This is a genomic window from Sphingobacterium sp. MYb382, from assembly GCF_037572665.1.
In the GTDB taxonomy this organism is placed as follows: domain Bacteria; phylum Bacteroidota; class Bacteroidia; order Sphingobacteriales; family Sphingobacteriaceae; genus Sphingobacterium.
In genome coordinates, this window is the sequence record NZ_JBBGZT010000029.1 from 1 (window position 1) to 18,929 (window position 18,929).

Below are 18,929 nucleotides of genomic sequence, written 5' to 3' on the forward strand. Positions count from 1 at the left end.
TCATTAACTAATGTAGTAATTGTCTCAAATCCTTTGACAATCTCTTCAATATTCAAATTCTGAATATTACCACTTCCATCAATGTAAGTGAACTCAGAACCATTATACGTTACGTTACATGCATTTTCATTAATAAACGTATTCAAGATCTCTTGAACTTCTGTCTTATTAAAGATCTCTTGGAAATTGTTTACCACATCCGCTGGAACATCGATCTTAACCTCAGCACCTGCTTCGTTAGTATAGGTGTAAACACCTGAACCATCATTAACTAATGTAGTAATTGTCTCAAATCCTTTGACAATCTCTTCAATATTCAAATTCTGAATATTACCACTTCCATCAATGTAAGTGAACTCAGAACCATTATACGTTACGTTACCTGCATTCTCATTAATAAACGTATTCAAGATCTCTTGAACTTCTGTCTTATTAACGATCTCTTGGAAATTGTTTACCACATCCGCTGGAACATCGATCTTAGTCGTTGTTCCATTTTCCGATGTATACGTATATGTACCGTCACCATTGTTTGTTAACGTAGTAACCGTTTCAAATCCTTTGACAATCTCTTCGATATTCAGGTTCTGAACATTACCACTACCGTCGATGTAGGTAAACGAACTACCATTATACGTTACGTTACCCGCATTTTCATTAATAAACTGGTTCAAGATTTCTTGAATTTCTTTCTTATTAACGATCTCTTGGAAATTGTTTACCACATCCGCTGGAACGTCGATTTTCGTCGTTGTTCCATTTTCCGATGTATACGTATATGTACCGTCGTTATTATTAATGAATGTAGTAATCGTCTGATTAGCAAGAATAATTGCTGGCAGATCAATTACAACGGGGTTCCCCGCGTCATCGATATAACTAATAATATAAGTTGTTGGGTCATAATGAATATTACCTGAAGCATTCGCTCCACCCGCAGCAATCCATTTAGTACCATCATTATAAAAAATACCTGGTTTAATGGCTGCGCTGGACGTGGTATTATATACCATCATACCCGCTACATGACTCTGCAATGGTGCAGGAAGACTTGTATCAACTAACTCTACCCTCGAAAAGAGTAATCCTTTAAATTTACTTTCAAGCTCAAAGAGGGCATCTTTATTTGGCATGCTTGTCCCATTCGGAAGCGTGCCATCGAAAACCTTCTGCTGAGCGCGAACTGCCCCTACCGAAAGAAACAAGATGAAAGCAAATACATAAAACTGCTTATTCATATGTTAAAAATTTATTTTCACTTTATATTTCATTTATTAAACACTGGTTGCACTTTTAACTAACAATAATCTTTTGTAAACTTACCCTCGACCTCGAACTTCAAGCAATCTCAGTAAAAGAGAGAGTCAAGAGTAAAACTATTTATTATCTATTAGTAAAATAATTTCACACAAAGGTAATCAGACTATCTATTAACGAAGGCCAAATTAAGCCATGATACTATTAAAAAAAGACCAAAAACGAACACTGAACAAAAACACAACTAGCTAAAAAACAAAATGATAAATATAAAAAAGGACTATAATCACTCTTTTATCAAATATTTAAGACTGTTTTTCAATTACTGGTTATTAAGATTAAGCTTCTAAAAAGGCTTAGTCCATTCATTATTTACAAGGCAAGAAATGAGTTAGTTACAAAATATATCACTATACACATTATTAAAAAACAGTAGAATATCCATTTTGTTCAGCCGATTATCGTAATAGTTAACAACATGTTTAAACAACATCCTGTTTCGGAATAAATAATGCAATCAATTATCAATAAAATGTTATAAGACAAAAAAGCTATTGATTTTCAAATAAATACGGTCAACTATTCTTAAAGGGATAAAATTGAACGAACAGCCTTCAATTTTTAGGAGTAACAGAAAAAAAATAAAAAAAAACTATTTTTTTATTGAACTATTCAATGGAATATCTTTTTACCCAAAATTAAATTCTTATTGAGTGAGAATAGTTTATTATTATACAAGACTAACGGTGAAATTCCGGTTATTACAATAGCACAACTTCTATGTTATGAGTCTATGCTCCTATCCAAATCACAGACAGACACTTTATACGCTGTAGCATTTTTATTTAGTTTCAGCAGCACGGTAACTTTCGCCTTAAAAATATAGTAAATTTGATTTTTCGATTTTAGAATATGAGTCGGTGATGTAGCTCCGGTTCCAATTCAGTATTTAATTGGAGTTCAATAAACCATAGCGTAAACATGTCCAAACACAATAAGAATATACCGACGAACTCAATGGCCGATGATTTCAGCCAAGGTATTTCTATTGACAAAATCTACATCAATAGTTTTAACGAAAATAAAGACGAACACTTTCATGAGGCCACACAATCTCATCGTGATGAAGGCCATACCTTCCATATCGTTGAAGAAGGAACCGTGCTTATCGAGATTGATTTTAAAAAATATACGATAACCGCCCCCACCATTGTATATATGCACCCCAATCAGGTACACCGTATCTTAAATTTCACAAACACAACAGTGTGTTCGCTATCTATCAAGAATGAGAATCTAAATCCTGAGTATATAAAACTTTTAGAAGAAATAGCCCCTACCGAGCCATTGCCCTTAACGACAGAAATACATATTGATCTCTCTACCACCTTTTCACTCTGCTTACATTTTTCCAAGCAGAAAAGTAATCGTATGCATCACTTGATTCTAAAGGATAGCTGTAACACATTAGTAGCCCTAATTATATCACTTTTCTTAAGTCAAGCAAAATGTTCAAACAAACAATCTAGGGATGAATTCATAACAAAATCATTCAAAAACAATTTAGAAGAAAACTATGCTTCCGTTAAGCGACCTGCCGATTATGCAACTCGCCTCAACATATCCACCCATTATTTAAATCAAAGTGTAAAAAAAACAACGGGCCTACCTGTATCCCAACATATTCAAGATCGTATTATACTAGAAGCGAAACGCCTCCTACATCACACCGATAAATCGGTTAAAGAGATAGCCGTACTATTAGGCTATGAAGATTATTCCTACTTCTCTAGACTCTTTTCAAAAGCTACAGGAATGTCGGCTCTATCATTTCGAAGCAAAAGACACGGATAGTCCACTATTTACCCCGATTGGTTATTTACAATCCATAGCCCACACTAGAACTTTGTGCTCTAGTGTTTAAAAGAAAAATATATGGAGCAAAATAAAAAAGTGCTAATATCAGGAGCTAGCTTCGCGGGATTAACGACAGCCTATTGGATGCATAAAATGGGCTACAAGGTAACTATCATAGAGATTGGTAGCGGTATAAAAAAAGGAGGTACCCCCGTAGATATTAAAGATCAGACAGTAGATATCGTAAAGCGTATGGGTATTTTCGAATCTATAAAAGCAAATAGAATTGGCCCTGAAAAATGGGAGTTTAAAAATACGGACGATGTAACGGAGCATACTATGCTATTGGATAAATTGCCCGAACATGAGTTTGAAATAGAAAGAGACATCCTCCTCAACATGCTTTTTGAATTGATAAAAGACAACGTTGACTTCCTATTCAACAATAGCATTGTTGCTATAGATGAAAAAGAAGACTCCGTAGATATTACCTTCAAAAATGGATCTAGCGACCAATTTACCTTTCTATTTGGCTGTGATGGCATACATTCCACTGTTCGGAAGATATGGTTTGGAGAAGAAAGTAACTATTGCCATTTCTTAGGTCAATATTTCTCGATAGCCATAGCAAATAAGCTGTTAGTTGAAGAAGGTACTTATCAAATGTATACCGAACCGAATAAAGGCCTAGCACTATACGCTTACAACGGTAAAACCGACATTGTCTTCACCTTCCGTCCGGAAGAGGAAATACGATATGATTTCCGTGATACAGAGCAACAAAAGGAGATAATTTCAAAATATTTTGACGGTTTGGGATGGAGGGCCAATGAACTCCAAAAAGAACTCCTCAATTCTACATCTTTTTACTTTGACAAGTTCTGCCAAATAAAGATGCCTACCTGGACGAAAGGTCGCGTAGCCTTAGTGGGTGATGCTGGCTATTGTGCATCCCCCGCAGCAGGCATGGGGGGGGCGCTAGCCATAGTTGGAGCAACAGCTTTAGCTGATGCTTTTGAACAACACAATGGAAACTTTAAACTTGCTTTTGAAACGTACGAAACTGACCTACGTCCTTTTGTAGAAGAGGTGCAAGCGGGCGCTGTAGAGATGTTAGAAAAACTACTACCACGAACGGAAGAAGAGATACGCCAGAGAAATAAAAATGGATTTGATTTTTAGTAAATTTCACATCAACAAAACATCGTCCTCGTTTGTAACGAGGATGCCTTAGAAAAGCGTTTGTAACGATGAGGCTTTAGGCACTCCCTTCAACAAACTCAGGATGACATCCTCCGATTTCTAGCATTGCACAGACCTACCCACTTTGTCATGCTGAGCCCGTCGAAGCATCGTGTTGTGCCCTTTTACCGCAACAAACATCGTCCTCGTTTGTAACGAGGATGCCTTAGAAAAGCGTTTGTAACGCTGAGAAAAACACTACCCTAAAATACCGTCATCTCGAGCGAGCGAAGGAAGCGTTAAGAAAGTTTAGTCCTTAGTTATTAAGAGATTATGCGTAACCCTTCGACAGGCTCAGGGTGACATAATCGGTTTGTAGGATTGCTCAGACCTACCCAAATTGTCATGCTGAGCCTCTCGAAGCATCATGTTGTGCTCTTTTACCACAACAAACATCGTCCTCGTTTGTAGGATTGCACAGACCTACCCACTTTGTCATGCTGAGCCCGTCGAAGCATCGTGTTGTACTTTTTTACCACAACAAAACATCGTCCTCGTTTGTAACGAGGATGCCCTAGAAAAGCGTTTATAACGCTGAGAAAAACACCTCCCTAAAATACCGTCATCTCGAACGATCGCAGGAAGCGTTAAGAAAGTTTAGTCCTTAGCTATTAAGAGATTATACGTCACCCTTCGCATCATATTGTGCTCTTTTACCACAACAAAACATCGTCCTCGTTTGTAACGAGGATGCCCTAGAAAAGCGTTTATAACGCTGAGAAAAACACCTCCCTAAAATACCGTCATCTCGAACGATCGCAGGAAGCGTTAAGAAAGTTTAGTCCTTAGCTATTAAGAGATTATACGTCACCCTTCGCATCATATTGTGCTCTTTTACCACAACAAAACATCGTCCTCGTTTGTAACGAGGATGCCCTAGAAAAGCGTTTATAACGCTGAGAAAAACACCTCCCTAAAATACCGTCATCTCGAACGATCGCAGGAAGCGTTAAGAAAGTTTAGTCCTTAGCTATTAAGAGATTATACGTCACCCTTCGCATCATATTGTGCTCTTTTACCACAACAAACATCGTCCTCGTTTGTAACGAGGATGCCCTAGAAAAGCGTTTGTAACGCTGAGAAAAAAACTACCCTCAAATACCGTCATCTCGAGCGACCGTAGGAAGCGGTGAGAAAATTTAGTCTTAGCTATTAAGAGATTATGCGTAACCCTTCGACAGGCTCAGGATGACATAATCGATTTGTAGGATTGCACAATCCTAACATACGCTCGGGATTGGCTCAGCCCCACAATCCCCCCACACAGCCCTGAGCCTCCTGCGGACCGAACCCCGGCCCACGCAAGGTTCGAACCCTCGCTAACGCAAAAACCCTTCTTTGGGAAGGTCTTTTCTGCGGAGAGCAGACCTATAAATATCATTCATTTACAATGAATATCATTTGCACAATCCTAACATACGCTCGGGATTGGCTCAGCCCCACAATCCCCACACACAACCCTGAGCCTCCTGCGGATCGAACCCCGGCCCACGCAAGGTTCGAACCCTCGCTAACGCAAAAACCCTTCTTTGGGAAGGTCTCTTCTGCGGAGAGCAGACCTATGAATATCATTCATTTACAATGAATATCATTTGCTCAGACCTAACATACGCTCGGGATTGGCTCAGCCCCACAATCCCCACACACAGCCCTGAGCCTCCTGCGGATCGAACCCCGGCCCACGCAAGGTTCGAACCCTCGCTAACGCAAAAAATCCCTCATCTTTCGATGAGGGATTTTTCTGCGGAGAGCGAGGGATTCGAACCCCCGAACCTGTGACAGTTAACAGTTTTCAAGACTGCCGCATTCGACCACTCTGCCAGCTCTCCGCGACAAAAGTACAAATTTTATCCTTCTCTCAAAATTTTATTTCACTTTTACCGAAAGAAAAACCGCACTCATGATCTATTAAACTGATTTTTAAGTCAATATAAATTGAATATTAGCTTCAAATTTCACATCGCTACTCACCATTACACCTCCTGTTTCGAGTACGGTGTTCCAAGTCAAGCCGAAATCCTCTCTTTTTATTTCACCTTTCACGGTAAATCCAGCTTTTTTATTCCCCCAAGGGTCAACAGCTACACCACCATTCTCTAGATTAAGCTTAACGGCCTTTGTTTGTCCTTTAATACTAAGCTCTCCTTCTAGGGTATAATCGTCGCCTCCTTTCGCTGTAAGCTGCGTTGAAGTGAACGTAATTTTAGGAAAGGCGCCTACATTAAAGAAATCCTCACTACGTAAATGCTGATCACGCTGCTCATTCTTCGTATTGATAGAATTTACAGCAATGCTCACCTCGACATGTAAACTAGCAAGATCAGCAGGATCCCCTTGAACATGAACATCGAAATCATCGAACAGTCCTTTTACCGTTGAAATCATCATGTGCTTGATGCGAAACTCTAGTTCGCTATGCGCTTTGTCTAAACTCCATGTAGCCATCGTAATTAAATTTTATGTTTCTAAATAAACGATGAAACAGCAAAAATGTTCTCACAAAAATGATATTCATAAGCGACTTAACAAGCTTTAACATATCCTCAAATCGACAGTCCGTAAGAACAAAAAAAATGCTGCTTTTACAAAAGTATAAGCAGCATAGCAGACGTTAAGACTAGCCCCATTATAAGATAACGAAACAGCTTTTCTGGTAATATTTTGACGAGTCGAATTCCGATGATTCCACCCAACAGGATGAAAGGTATAGCCATCACATTGAGATAAAAACCTGCCCAACTCAGATTGTGCCATACAAAAGCCTGCAAAGGTACCTTCGTGAGATTTAAAAGCATAATAAACCAGGCAGACGTTGCAGCGAAGGTGTACTTATCCAATCGCTTAGAAAGCATATAAACGGATAGCGCAGGCCCCGCAGCATTGCCAATCATGGTGGAGAAGCCTAGTATAAAGCCAAAGAAAGGTGCATAAGCTTTATGCTTCACTAAACGGTCTTGACGCTCCTTGGAGCTACGCTCTAAACCTAGCATCACGATAATACCGACAATAATACAAGCGCCCATCAAGATTTTAAACAATTTATCATCAATAAACTGTCCGAGAAACAAGCCCGTGAATAACCCGATTAAAGACATGGGCAGTAGTTTCTTTACTTCCGACCATAGAAAAGCCTTACGGTAGTAGATGACAGCAATAAGGTCGGCGAAGCATAGGAGGATAAGCACAATCCCTGTAGACTGCTTAGCACCAAAAAGTAGCACAAACAGCGGAACGGTGAGTGTCCCTACATTTTGAATTCCCGTTTTGGACATACCGATGAGCATGGCACAACAGAAGTACAAGGCCCAGCCTTGTGGCGAGCCTATTAAAGCTAAACTTTCCGATAACATCACTTACCCTTTTAGCAGCTCCATAACTTTAGCTGCATTAATTTCCGAATAGTCGTTGATATAAAAAGAGCAAGGCGGCAAATCAGCTTTAGCATGGGTGCTCAATACGCCCACTACCTTCATTCCTGCGTTCAAACCAGCCGTTATCCCGGAGAAAGAGTCTTCAAAAACAAGACAATTTTCTGGCGGCACGCCAATAGTATTCGACGATTGTAGGTATACTTCAGGATGTGGTTTGTGGAGCTTAACATCCTCACTTGCTAAAATAGATTGCATCATGGTTCGAATACCCAATACATCAACAATCAGATCCATATTCGCACGCGGTGCGGAAGTAGCAATAGCTGTCGCAAAACCAGCCTCTTTTAACCCATTTAAGAAAGGAATATAGTGAGGAATCGTCTCTACGTGATCGGCATAAATCTTACGGAACAACCCTTCTTTTTCTTCCTCTAGCGCTACCAGTTCGGCACCATGAATAGGACGTTTAAAGAAGTACGTCATAATATGGCTATTATGCTTACCATACATATGATCTTCAAATTCCTTTTCGGTGTAAGGAATATTGTACTTATCGAAAAAAGCTTGAAAAGCCAAAGCATGAAAAGGATTCGTGTGACAAATCACCCCATCCATATCGAAAATAACGGCATATTTACTCATACCGGCAAAGGTACAAAAACTACAAAGCCCAGACGATGCCTGGGCTTTGTAAAATAAGTTATATTTTTAGATTGAAAAATAAGTCTTCATAATTTGCGCTAGATCTTCGGGGGTATCAACTGCCACAGTCTCTAAGGTTGTTTCAGCGACTTTCACCCGGTAGCCGTTCTCTATCCAGCGTAGCTGTTCTAAAGATTCAGCCTGCTCAAAGGGAGAAGCCTCCAATTGGGTAATACCCTTTAAAATGGCACGACGGTAGCCATAGATACCGATATGCTTGTAATAGGCTTGCTTATCCAGCCACTGTTCTTTGGCTACGCCACGTTGAAATGGAATCGTCTGCCTAGAGAAGTACAAAGCCTGCTTATTCGTGGTAAAAACCACCTTCGGCGAATTTTCATTAAACAGCTCCTCATAATTGTGAATACGCTTCACCAAGGTACCGATATCCGTATCGGCCTCTTCAAATAAAGAACATAGCAAACTGATCTGCTCGGGATTGATGAAAGGCTCATCGCCCTGAATATTAATTACGACATCGTAGTCCGGAAAATCCTGCATCACTTCGGCACAACGGTCTGTTCCCGAGGGATGCGCCGCGGAGGTCATAGCCACTTTACCGCCAAAGGATGCTACATGTTCTTTTATACGTAAATCATCCGTAGCAACGATTACCTCAGACAGCGCAGCACAAGCCTTCACTTGTTCATAGACACGTTGAATCATGGACTTACCAGCGATATCAACCAGAGGCTTGCCCGGAAACCGGGACGACGCATAACGCGCAGGAATAACACCTATAATTTTCATGCTTTCTATTTTATTGCTTTAAAAGAGCGACTACCTGCATCTCGTATGCATCCACAAACGGACAACAAAAGGACATAAAATCAGCTCTTCTACAAAAATAGAAAAATACAAGTAGCGACATCGCTCATCTACCTATTTTTAATCAATATCTTCTTACTTTGAAGCAATCAAAAGATCTTTATATTCGGGGAAACGCTCAAATACAGAAAGCGCAAACTCCGATTGCAATTTAATTTTCAATTGCAACACCTTCGCCATATCTACTGCCGCCAATAACAAATCGCCCACCACACTATTACTACGATAATAGGGCTCTATTTCCATCGCTGTAATTACTAACTCCTGACCTTCTAAAAGGTAATGTAGTTCGCCTACCTGAATCTCATCATTTAACGCCAACCATTTACTTTTTTCATTGATGTGTGTAATTTCCATAATGTTTCTTTTTAAAGGGTTTTTGAATCTTTTAGGATCTCGCAAAGCGAGAATTTACTAAAACCGAATAGCCTTAAAAGCATCTACCTACTTAGAACGAAAAATTATTCTTTCTATTTTCTGTATGGTTATAAATTAGGTAGCGATTGACTTTTAAAGTAGCAGTCAGCTTGGACAAATAACAGCCCTGTGAACGGAAAAGCGTCCTAGAGAGCCTCATTATTATTTGTGTAAGGTTAAATATAGTAATAAAAAAATAAAGTAAAGCATTACTATGTAACAACTTAGCATAGTATCACAAACTAAACAAACCTTGAAACCTACTACTTTAAGACAAGATAGCTATTTGCATATAAGCTCATGATGAAGTAATTATTAGCTTTTTGTAAACAAAAAAGGTCTACCCAAATTTAAATTAGGCAGACCTTTTCAGCTTACGCTCCCTCGGGAGCATAGTGCTACTTAATGATGTGGATAGACTTCCAGCACTACACGTTGTCTTTCGGCCTGGTCGAAAGTCGATAATAAAGGAAGAATATCTTCGCATTTATCTAGGATAACGACGTCTTTCTCTTGACTTTCTAGGCGCATAGCCAGATCATTCAATGTATCAACATCATCATCAACCAAAATAAAACGATCATAGCTGGCGATGGCGTCATCATTGATGGCTGTCATGGTGCCAAGAGCATCAGGGTGTACAAGAACGAAAGTACGGTTAATGTGCATAGGGTAATAGTCTAAAAAATATAGTTAAAACATGCTGAGGCTTATCACAAACGCATAGAAAGCCTCAGCAATATGTTATAGGGCGCCGCCGCCCAGAGATCTATACAAGACCGCAATAGCCTGTAGTTTTTGCGCTTTTATCGTTGCTACATCAAGCTCCGCTTGAAGCTTATTGGTTTGTGCACTGATAACTTCTAGATACGTAGCATCATTGTAGGTATACAGCTTTAATGCATGATTGACCAACTGGCTCGAACGACCTAAGATCGATGCCGCCACTTGCTCCTGCTCTTGCAATTTTTCGATGCGTATTAATGCATCGGAAACCTCCCCTACTGCGCCCAATAAACTTTGCTTAAAGTTAAGCTCCGCTTGATCGGCCGCAATCTTAGCCTGCTCATAGCGTGTTCTCAACTGACGACCATTAAAAATGGGCTGTGCAATAGTTCCTGTTGCTAAACCAAACAAGGAACCTGGTACATTAAACCAGTTATGTGCTTTTAAAGCATTCAACCCCCCTTGTGCGGTGATATTTAAACCTGGATACATGCTTACTTTCGCGACATGGATGGAAGCAGCGCTACGACGTACATCGAGCTCACGGCTTCTGATATCAGGTCTATAGCTCAACAACTCGGTAGGTACACCTGTTGCTAAGTTCTGCGGCACAAACACCTCATGTAGGCTACCTTTACGCGCAATACGATCAGGCATCGACCCTGTCAAAAGGCTCAATGCATTTTCCTGAATCTGAATAGCACTCTCCAAAGCAGGGATGCTTTTCTTAATCTGATCAACCACCAAAGCTTGTTGCTCGACCGCCAAAGAATTGACAATACCCAACTGCTGCTGCTTATCGATAATCGCTAAAGTGCTATCCGCAAAGAGCAAGTTCTCCTTCGTCACCCCCAGCTGCGTATCGAGCATCAACAAATTGTAATAGCCTTGTACCACTTCGGTCACCAAGCGTGTTTTCACGGCACGGCTGGCTTCTTGAGTTTTCAAGATATCAATCAATGCCTCTTGCTTCTGCCCTTTGATCTTTCCCCATACGTCCAACTCCCACGATATATTTACCGCCGAAGTATAATCCATCGTATAGCGCTGTCCCATAAATTGGCTAGCCATCATCCCGTTCATACTGTTATTAGAAGGACGATTGACGGAAACATTACCCACATTAGCCTGCACCACGGGTGCATAAAGCCATTTCGCTTGCTTATACCCTTGTTCGGCAATATCTATTTGTTTCAAAGCTACCTGCAGATCATTATTCTGTGCCATCGCTTTGTCGATTAAACCTACTAGAACGGGATCTTTGAAGAAGTCTCCATAGCCAATTTTCGCAATGCTACTATCCAGCTCCAAAACCTTATTATCCTGTCGAAAGGTATCTTGAAGCACCAAGGCAGGGCGCTCCCGCTGCTGTACGCTACACGAACTCCACAGCACGGTGGCCAAGAGCGACATACTGCTTACGTATCCTATATTTTTACTCAATTTCATGTGTCTACATTATTTTTCAAAGGCTACCGCCTACCCTAGAGCAGGCAGCTACCCTGTTTTACATTAAGATTCCCAAACGCTTTCTTCGATTTTCTTACCGCTTATGCGCTCTTGGAAATACTGGAATACCACAAACAATACCGGCGTCAAGAAGATACCTAACGCAGTACCAACAAGCATCCCGAAAATTGCCGCATAACCAATAGAATGGTTTCCTAAAGCTGATGGACCGACTACCGATACCAAAGGAGTGATACCCAAGATAAAGGCAAAAGAAGTCATCAAGATAGGTCTCAAGCGTGCTTTAGCACCCTCTACCGCCGAGGCGATAAGGCTCTTTCCGGCCAAACGGCGTTGCAAAGCGAACTCCACAATCAAAATACCGTTCTTCGCCAAAAGCCCAATCAACATGACCATCGCAATCTGTACGTAGATATTATTAGCAATACCACCGATACCGATACCCATAAATACACCCGACAAACCAGCAGGGATAGATAATAGAACCGCAAAAGGCACTAAATAGCTTTCATATTGAGCAGATAACAAGAAGTATACAAAGACAATACACAAGATAAAGATGACCGTCGTTTGCGAACTCGCCTGACTTTCCTCACGGCTCATCCCTTTATAATCGTAGCTATATCCTTGCGGTAAAGCATCTTTACTAACCTCCTGCACCGCCGCCATCGCTTGACCTGTACTGAAGCCTGGAGCTGCCATTACCGTCAAGTTGGACGCATTAAACAAGTTGAAACGCTCTACGACCTCTGGCCCTGTGATAGACTTCAACGTCACCATTGTGCTCACTGGTACCATCTCTTGTTTTGCATTTTTCACGAAGATGCTCTCCAATGACTTGGAATCTGTACGCGTCTCCGGCGTAGCCTGCACCAACACACGGTAATATTTACCAAAACGGTTGAAGTCGGAAGCCTGAATACTACCATAGTACCCTTGCATCACGCCCAAAATATCACTCACCGTAACCCCTAACTGGGCAGCCTTCACCTCGTCAACAGCGACCTCATATTGTGGAAATGTAGCGTCAAACGTCGTAAATGCGAAAGCTATTTCTGGACGCTGCATTAACGCACCCATCATACCGTAAGATACATTACCTAGCTGCTGCAAATCACCGTTGTTACGATCTTGCAAGACCAGCTCCATACCACTGGTATTACCGAAACCATCCACCGTAGGTGTGTTCAACACGAAGAAATTAGCACGCTTATCGACACTCAATCCTTGCTGCACTTGGCCAATAACGGTATTAATATCTTTAACCTCACCACGGTGTTTTGGGTCTTTAAGTTTAATAAAAAATACACCCGCTGCTGAAGATGAAGATCCACTAAAAAGGTTAAAACCATCTACGCCGATTACTTCATTTACAGCCGGTGTTTTCAGCAGAAAATCTTCTGCATCACTCATCACCTTCGCTGTACGATCTTTCGATGCACCTGGTGCTAAGTTTACCGTAACGATAATAAAGTTTTGATCTTCATCAGGAATGAATCCTTTCGGAGTCGTCATGGTATACCAGCCAAACAAACCGGCGAAAATAGCCAGGATAGAGAAAGCTAACCATTTGCGCTTCAGCAATAGCAACACGGCACGACCATAACGCATCGTTAGCTTGTCGAATGCCGCATTGAAGCCCGCGAAGAAACGCTGCTTGAAGCTCAATTTCTTATGCTCCTCACCTGGTGCATGATCATGCTGTTTCAACAAAAGCGCACACAAAGCTGGGCTTAGCGTCAAGGCATTTACCGCCGATATGATAATCGCAATGGCCAAGGTCAACGCAAACTGCTGGTAGAAAAGACCTGTAGAGCCATCCATGAAGGCTACCGGAATGAATACCGCCGACATGACCAAGGTGATAGATACAATCGCTCCCGAGATCTCGCTCATCGCCGACATCGTGGCAGCGCGTGCATTCAATCGCTTTTTCTCCATCTTAGCATGGACGGCCTCGACGACGACAATCGCATCATCCACCACAATACCGATGGCCAATACCAACGCGAAAAGCGTTAATATATTAATCGAAAAGCCGAACAACTTGATAAAGAAGAACGTACCTACAATAGATACAGGCACGGCTATCGCCGGAATTAAAGTCGAGCGGAAATCCTGTAAGAACAAGAATACCACCAAGAATACCAAGATAAAGGCTTCTGCCAACGTGGTCATTACTTGTTTGATCGACTGATCTAAAGACTCCTTCGTCGCGTACGGAATTTTATATTCCATCTTCCCTGGGAAATATTTCCCCAGCTCTTTCATGCGCGCTTCAATCGCGATTTGTACCTCATTAGCATTGGAACCTGCCATCTGGAAGATCGCCATCGATACGGCACCTTTTTTATTATAGCTGGATATTACACCATAGTTGTATGCATCAAATTCTACACGAGCCACATCACGCAAACGTAATACGGAACCGTCATTCTGCGCGCGTACCACCAACTCTTCGTATTGAGCGGGCTCGGTAAATTTACCTTTATAGCGCATCATGTATTCCTTAGCTTCCGTGCTACGCTCACCAAAACGACCTGGAGCAGCCTCTAAGTTTTGCGACTGTATAGCACGTGCAATATCATTAGGCGTTAATCCGTAAGATGCCAGCTTCGCTGGATCCAACCAGATACGCATGGAATAATCTTTATTACCATACACCATCGCATCACCAACGCCTTTGATACGCTTAATCTCTGGAACGACGTTAATCTTCGCATAGTTTTCTAAGAAAAGGTCATCCATAGAGCCGTCCGTACTCGTAAGCGTCAATAAAGCGATCATACTATTTTGACGCTTCAAGGTGGTGATACCACTCTGGATAACCTCTGCAGGCATCTGGTTGGTCACCTGCGATACCCTATTCTGCACGTTAATAGCCGCCTGATCGGGATCGGTACCCAACTTAAAGATCACCGTGATGTTCAACGTACCATCGTTACTCGCTGTAGAAGTAATATAATCCATATTCTCTACACCATTGATTGCATTCTCTAAAGGAGGAGCTACCGAACGGGCAATAGTTTCCGCATTGGCACCCGGATAGATGGCCGTCACCATCACCGTTGGCGGTGCGATATCTGGAAATTTTGTAATCGGGAGACTCAGCATCCCCACCACCCCGAGGATCACCAATAGCACGGAAATAACCGTTGCTAATACGGGGCGTTTTATAATTTGCTTTAACATGTAAAGGTTTTTTTATTTTTTGTTTTCAACTTGTTTTTGCTCCACAACAGGCATTCCGTTTTGTAATCTTTCAAAGCCGGTAGCGATATACTTATCACCTTCTTTAAGACCTTCGCTCACCATGTAGTCATTGCCAGACTTACCGCTTACCGTTACCGGTACTTGCGCCACTTTGCCTGCTGCATCAACGAGGTATACAAAAACTTTATCCTGAATCATCACCGTCGAGGCTATAGGAAAAAGCAATACATTTTCCATATGTCTTTCGATTTTGATTTTGCCCGTGTTTCCACTGCGCAATTCTCCTTTAGGGTTGTCAAAACGAGCACGTAAAGTAATCGAGCCTGTACTTTTGTTGAACTGACCTTCTACCGCATCAATACGACCTTGAACGGCATACGTTTCTCCATCGGATAGCAACAAGGAAACAGGTGCACTATTCTTCAGTTTCTCCGCAATATTATTACCTGTATGTTCGCGTTGGAAAGCCACAAAATCATTTTCACTTAAGCTGAAATAAGCATATACCTGGTGATTATCAGACACCACTGTCATCGGCAAAGCATTGCTTGGCGCAATTAAGCTTCCCAAACGGTAGTTAAAACGACCGATATAGCCACTTACAGGTGCTTTGATAGTCGCAAACTCCACATTGATACGTGCCGAAGCTACGGTAGACTTCGCTTGCGCTACGGCCGATTTTGTAGCGTCATAGGCTGCCTGTGCTTCGCGCACCTGCAAATCAGACACAATTTTGCTCGTCGCTAACTCTTGCTTACGGTCTAAGTTTATTTTTGCCGTCACCAAGTTCGCTTCTGCTGTTGCTACAGCAGCTTTAGCCTGGTTTAATTGCTCTTCGTAAACACGGTCTTCGATTTTAAAAAGTACTTGTCCCGCGCGCACATAATCGCCCTCATCGACCATAATTTTGGTCAAATAGCCGGATACTTGTGGACGGATTTCAATATTAGAAAGCCCTTCTATGGCTGTCGCATACTCGCTTTGGATAGTCGCATTTCCTGTAGCGACCGTTGCCATCGGTACTTCAGCTGGTCCCTGCTGATGCCCCTCGCCTGCGTTGCCTTGTCCGCAACTAGCAAATAGTAGTAAGGAAGAAAGAATGAATAAGGATGTCGTAAAAACGAAATTTCGCTTCATAATGAATTTGCTTTAATTTTATCTGGCAGCAAAAATCATTATTTTTTGGAGGTAGGAAGCAAATGCTAAGTCGCCAAAACTTGTCCAAAAGACACCACAGAAGTGCAATTCAGCTCTTTTCGACAAAAGTGTGACAGACCACCTAGAAGAGGTCTGCCATCTTATATTCGCTCGGTTTCACACCGCTATGCTTTTTGAAAAACTTGCTAAACACAGCAGGGTCAGAGAACTTTAAGCTTTCCGCCACTTGGTTCACATTGCTCTTGGAATTACGCAATAGAATCTTGGCTTCAATAAGCAGCACTTGATTGATAATATCTTTCGGCGATTTGGCCATTGTTTTCTTGACAATTCGGCTCAAATATTTACGACTCACGTGCAAACAATCTGCATAAAACTGAACATCATGGTGCTCTACGTAATGATCACGCACAAGCGTGAAAAAGGCAGTCGTCAACTCTTCCTCACGGGAGCTGTTCGTCAACTGTTCGGGCACCGCTCGGTGGAACACATCAATCTCATACATCAACAAAGAGAAATGGTGCCAAATCATCTCATCAGCATAGTAGTTTTCTAATGCTGCGTCGTTTAAAGCTGTCAGCTCGCTGATATGGAACGACAAACGCCTAAAAAGGCTCTCTTCATGTCTTATGATATAAGAGATATTATTGGAGAAACTTTTAATAATATCATTCGTGCGGTAGTTGAAACCAGCGTCATGAAGCATATCAATAGAAAATGAAATCTGCTTTCCTTTTACGTCGGGCGATAAGTACAGAAAACGAAAAGCTTCCTTAGGCACACAAAAAAGAATATCACCTTTGGTAATTTGATACTCATGGTCCCCAATACTGTAAAACATGCTTCCCTCCTCCAGAATCATCACGCCAAAGCAATCCGAACGATACAGCTTATTCGGTTGAATCCGGATATTTTCAATCGTCACATCGGCCGCATAAAACTCTTTAGATCGCAAAGGAAAAGATGAGTTTGACGTAAACTCTTCCAGTGTTATCAGCGACACTATACTATCATTCATAAAAGGAAAAAAATTAAGAAACTAAGATAAGTCCTTCATTTCACATAATGGGACTATCAAAAAAGATATTGCGTAAGTTTTACTTTTCTAGCATCATGGGATGCCAAAATATGAAAAATGATGTTCATCACCTTAGGGAATCCATTCTCTTTATTCTTCCTATCTTTATCTGCTTAAAGAAAAACATGTTTGCGACACTTCTAATCCTTCATTCCATCATTCGTTGGTTGCTTCTGGCCACCCTTATCGCCGGAATTACACGCAGCTACTATGGTTTAAAAACAAATAAATTATACAGGCAGAGCGACCGCTTCTTAGGTTTAAGCTGTATATCTATCGCCCATATCCAACTGCTTATCGGACTTTCGCTATACAGCCTAAGTCCCATTGTTAACTATTTTCTGCAAAACTTTAAAGAGGGAGTCCACCTGCGGGAAATCCGTTTCTTCGGCATGGAGCATAGCTTAATGATGGTTATCGGCGTCATCCTCATCAGCGTAGCCACAATTAAATTAAAAGCTAAAAACAACGACCGCGATAAATTCAAAACCATCTTAATTTGGTATAGCATTGCCTTGTTCATCATCTTTACGTCTATCCCTTGGTTCTTTTCGCCATTGGTTAATCGTCCTGCGCTACGCTGGTTTTTATAGTAATAATCAAAAGCAACCCAGCGGATATCAGCTAGTCTTGCTGCACGTTCATACCTAAAAAAATAGGCTACCTCCCTTTGGGAAAGTAGCCTATTTTTTAAAGTATCGCTTCGCTTACAGCATGCCGATACCACCTATGCGGTAGCGTAACCCTACCTCGTGGGTATTGTTGGAGATACGCTGATTTACCGTTGTACTCTTCGGGCTAAATTGGTAGCTATAGCCTAAGCCAAAATCACCGAAATTAAGCTGCATCAATGCAGATAAATCCCCTTGACTCTGCAAGCCCATACCGAGGCCGATTTTCTTACCCATAAAGACTAAAGCACTTAGGTCAAACTGCATATCACGGTCATCCTTTTTCGTAAATAAAACAGAAGGACGCACATGAAAAGCATCATCCAATTGGAACAAGAAACCTGCCGTTGCATAGTAGATATTACGGAATTCATACTCTCTATTTTTATCGCGAATAAGCGATAAACGTGGAATAGAAATTCCGGCATAAAAACGGTCCTTACGGTAAAAGGAAGTACTGATGCTTAAAATACCATTGGTTTCGCGAATGTTATCACGAAACGAAGGATCACCACCATCCAGTTGGTTATAATTCCCTTGAAAGTAGATTAATCCGCCCCCCATAGATAAACTTAAATATTCATCTTCCGAGATGCGTACCGCTTTAGCAATAAAAGCAGTGGCCTCACTCTCTTTAACCACACCGAGGCTAGACTGCTTAAAATCTACCCCTACCGACATATCGATGGGACGAAGCTTCACGTTTCCAGATGCCCAAACAGATTTAGGAGCCCCATCAACTCCCACCCATTGTCGACGTCCTAAAACAGAGAAGCTACCGTGCTCATCCATCGTGCTTAACGAATTATTAAACGTATTCTTTAGCTGCCCAAATTGGTTATAACTAACGCCATGTTGCGCCCTACCTAAAAAAGGTAGGAGCAACATTGCTAGGCCTATAATATGTATCTGATATTTCAACATTGTATTTTTCATAAA

15 protein-coding genes and 1 tRNA gene are annotated in these 18,929 nt (G+C 41.4%); 3 read left to right on the forward strand and 13 right to left on the reverse strand.

Annotated features, from left to right (window positions below; genetic code table 11):
• Nucleotides 1–1,238: hypothetical protein (locus WH223_RS17830; protein WP_340049206.1), on the reverse strand; the 1,238-nt coding region annotated here is incomplete at its 3' end.
• 1,000 nt (nt 1,239–2,238) lie between these two features.
• Between WH223_RS17830 and WH223_RS17835 the strand changes: the two genes are divergently transcribed.
• Together WH223_RS17835 and WH223_RS17840 are read left to right on the forward strand one after the other, a co-directional pair.
• Complete coding sequence (locus WH223_RS17835) at nt 2,239–3,111, forward strand: helix-turn-helix domain-containing protein (protein ID WP_340049207.1); 873 nt, start codon at nt 2,239–2,241, stop codon at nt 3,109–3,111.
• Between the two features lie 81 nt (nt 3,112–3,192).
• Nucleotides 3,193–4,296, forward strand: coding sequence for an FAD-dependent monooxygenase (locus WH223_RS17840; RefSeq protein WP_340049209.1), 1,104 nt, complete (start codon nt 3,193–3,195; stop codon nt 4,294–4,296).
• Nucleotides 4,297–6,100: 1,804 nt separating this feature from the next.
• Here the strand turns inward: WH223_RS17840 and WH223_RS17845 are convergent.
• The 11 genes from WH223_RS17845 to WH223_RS17895 all read right to left on the reverse strand — a co-directional run bounded on the left by WH223_RS17845 (nt 6,101) and on the right by WH223_RS17895 (nt 17,259).
• Nucleotides 6,101–6,185, reverse strand: a tRNA-Ser gene (locus WH223_RS17845).
• Between the two features lie 91 nt (nt 6,186–6,276).
• Nucleotides 6,277–6,801, reverse strand: coding sequence for a YceI family protein (locus tag WH223_RS17850; protein ID WP_340049210.1), 525 nt, complete (start codon nt 6,799–6,801; stop codon nt 6,277–6,279).
• A gap of 137 nt (nt 6,802–6,938) precedes the next feature.
• Nucleotides 6,939–7,706 (reverse strand): sulfite exporter TauE/SafE family protein, encoded by a 768-nt coding sequence (locus WH223_RS17855; RefSeq protein WP_340049211.1) that lies wholly within the window; start codon nt 7,704–7,706, stop codon nt 6,939–6,941.
• 3 nt (nt 7,707–7,709) lie between these two features.
• Nucleotides 7,710–8,369 carry an HAD family hydrolase gene (locus WH223_RS17860; RefSeq protein WP_340049212.1) on the reverse strand — a complete coding sequence of 220 codons (660 nt, stop codon included), beginning with the start codon at nt 8,367–8,369 and terminating at the stop codon, nt 7,710–7,712.
• Between the two features lie 66 nt (nt 8,370–8,435).
• The gene (gene kdsB / locus WH223_RS17865) at nt 8,436–9,179 is read right to left on the reverse strand and encodes a 3-deoxy-manno-octulosonate cytidylyltransferase (RefSeq protein ID WP_340049213.1); all 744 of its coding nucleotides are present in this window, start codon (nt 9,177–9,179) and stop codon (nt 8,436–8,438) included.
• A gap of 153 nt (nt 9,180–9,332) precedes the next feature.
• Nucleotides 9,333–9,614 (reverse strand): GNAT family N-acetyltransferase, encoded by a 282-nt coding sequence (locus WH223_RS17870; RefSeq protein WP_340049214.1) that lies wholly within the window; start codon nt 9,612–9,614, stop codon nt 9,333–9,335.
• Nucleotides 9,615–10,076: 462 nt separating this feature from the next.
• The gene (locus tag WH223_RS17875) at nt 10,077–10,343 is read right to left on the reverse strand and encodes a hypothetical protein (protein WP_340049216.1); all 267 of its coding nucleotides are present in this window, start codon (nt 10,341–10,343) and stop codon (nt 10,077–10,079) included.
• Nucleotides 10,344–10,418: 75 nt separating this feature from the next.
• Nucleotides 10,419–11,849, reverse strand: a complete 1,431-nt coding sequence (locus WH223_RS17880) for an efflux transporter outer membrane subunit (RefSeq protein WP_340049217.1) — start codon at nt 11,847–11,849, stop codon at nt 10,419–10,421.
• A gap of 63 nt (nt 11,850–11,912) precedes the next feature.
• A complete protein-coding gene (locus WH223_RS17885) occupies nt 11,913–15,062 on the reverse strand; it encodes an efflux RND transporter permease subunit (protein WP_340049218.1) in 3,150 nt (1,049 codons plus the stop codon).
• A 12-nt stretch (nt 15,063–15,074) separates the two neighbouring features.
• Nucleotides 15,075–16,220 (reverse strand): efflux RND transporter periplasmic adaptor subunit, encoded by a 1,146-nt coding sequence (locus tag WH223_RS17890; protein WP_340049219.1) that lies wholly within the window; start codon nt 16,218–16,220, stop codon nt 15,075–15,077.
• Between the two features lie 142 nt (nt 16,221–16,362).
• Nucleotides 16,363–17,259: a helix-turn-helix domain-containing protein gene (locus WH223_RS17895; protein ID WP_340049221.1), complete on the reverse strand. Its 897-nt coding sequence runs from the start codon at nt 17,257–17,259 to the stop codon at nt 16,363–16,365.
• Between the two features lie 185 nt (nt 17,260–17,444).
• Here WH223_RS17895 and WH223_RS17900 point away from each other — a divergent pair, with 185 nt between their 5' ends.
• On the forward strand, nt 17,445–17,912 hold the full coding sequence (locus WH223_RS17900; protein ID WP_340049222.1) for a hypothetical protein: 468 nt from the start codon (nt 17,445–17,447) through the stop codon (nt 17,910–17,912).
• A gap of 114 nt (nt 17,913–18,026) precedes the next feature.
• Here the strand turns inward: WH223_RS17900 and WH223_RS17905 are convergent, their stop codons facing one another.
• On the reverse strand, nt 18,027–18,926 hold the full coding sequence (locus WH223_RS17905; protein ID WP_340049223.1) for a PorP/SprF family type IX secretion system membrane protein: 900 nt from the start codon (nt 18,924–18,926) through the stop codon (nt 18,027–18,029).
• Nucleotides 18,927–18,929: the final 3 nt, after the last annotated feature.

Coding starts and splice junctions, on each gene's coding strand:
- WH223_RS17875 (WP_340049216.1), bottom strand. CDS start 10,343: ATGCACATTAACCGTACTTTCGTTCTTGTACACCCTGATGCTCTTGGC.
- WH223_RS17905 (WP_340049223.1), bottom strand. CDS start 18,926: ATGAAAAATACAATGTTGAAATATCAGATACATATTATAGGCCTAGCA.
- WH223_RS17850 (WP_340049210.1), bottom strand. CDS start 6,801: ATGGCTACATGGAGTTTAGACAAAGCGCATAGCGAACTAGAGTTTCGC.
- WH223_RS17855 (WP_340049211.1), bottom strand. CDS start 7,706: ATGTTATCGGAAAGTTTAGCTTTAATAGGCTCGCCACAAGGCTGGGCC.
- WH223_RS17900 (WP_340049222.1), top strand. CDS start 17,445: ATGTTTGCGACACTTCTAATCCTTCATTCCATCATTCGTTGGTTGCTT.
- WH223_RS17840 (WP_340049209.1), top strand. CDS start 3,193: ATGGAGCAAAATAAAAAAGTGCTAATATCAGGAGCTAGCTTCGCGGGA.
- WH223_RS17895 (WP_340049221.1), bottom strand. CDS start 17,259: ATGAATGATAGTATAGTGTCGCTGATAACACTGGAAGAGTTTACGTCA.
- WH223_RS17885 (WP_340049218.1), bottom strand. CDS start 15,062: ATGTTAAAGCAAATTATAAAACGCCCCGTATTAGCAACGGTTATTTCC.
- WH223_RS17870 (WP_340049214.1), bottom strand. CDS start 9,614: ATGGAAATTACACACATCAATGAAAAAAGTAAATGGTTGGCGTTAAAT.
- WH223_RS17880 (WP_340049217.1), bottom strand. CDS start 11,849: ATGAAATTGAGTAAAAATATAGGATACGTAAGCAGTATGTCGCTCTTG.
- WH223_RS17835 (WP_340049207.1), top strand. CDS start 2,239: ATGTCCAAACACAATAAGAATATACCGACGAACTCAATGGCCGATGAT.
- WH223_RS17860 (WP_340049212.1), bottom strand. CDS start 8,369: ATGAGTAAATATGCCGTTATTTTCGATATGGATGGGGTGATTTGTCAC.
- kdsB (WP_340049213.1), bottom strand. CDS start 9,179: ATGAAAATTATAGGTGTTATTCCTGCGCGTTATGCGTCGTCCCGGTTT.
- WH223_RS17890 (WP_340049219.1), bottom strand. CDS start 16,220: ATGAAGCGAAATTTCGTTTTTACGACATCCTTATTCATTCTTTCTTCC.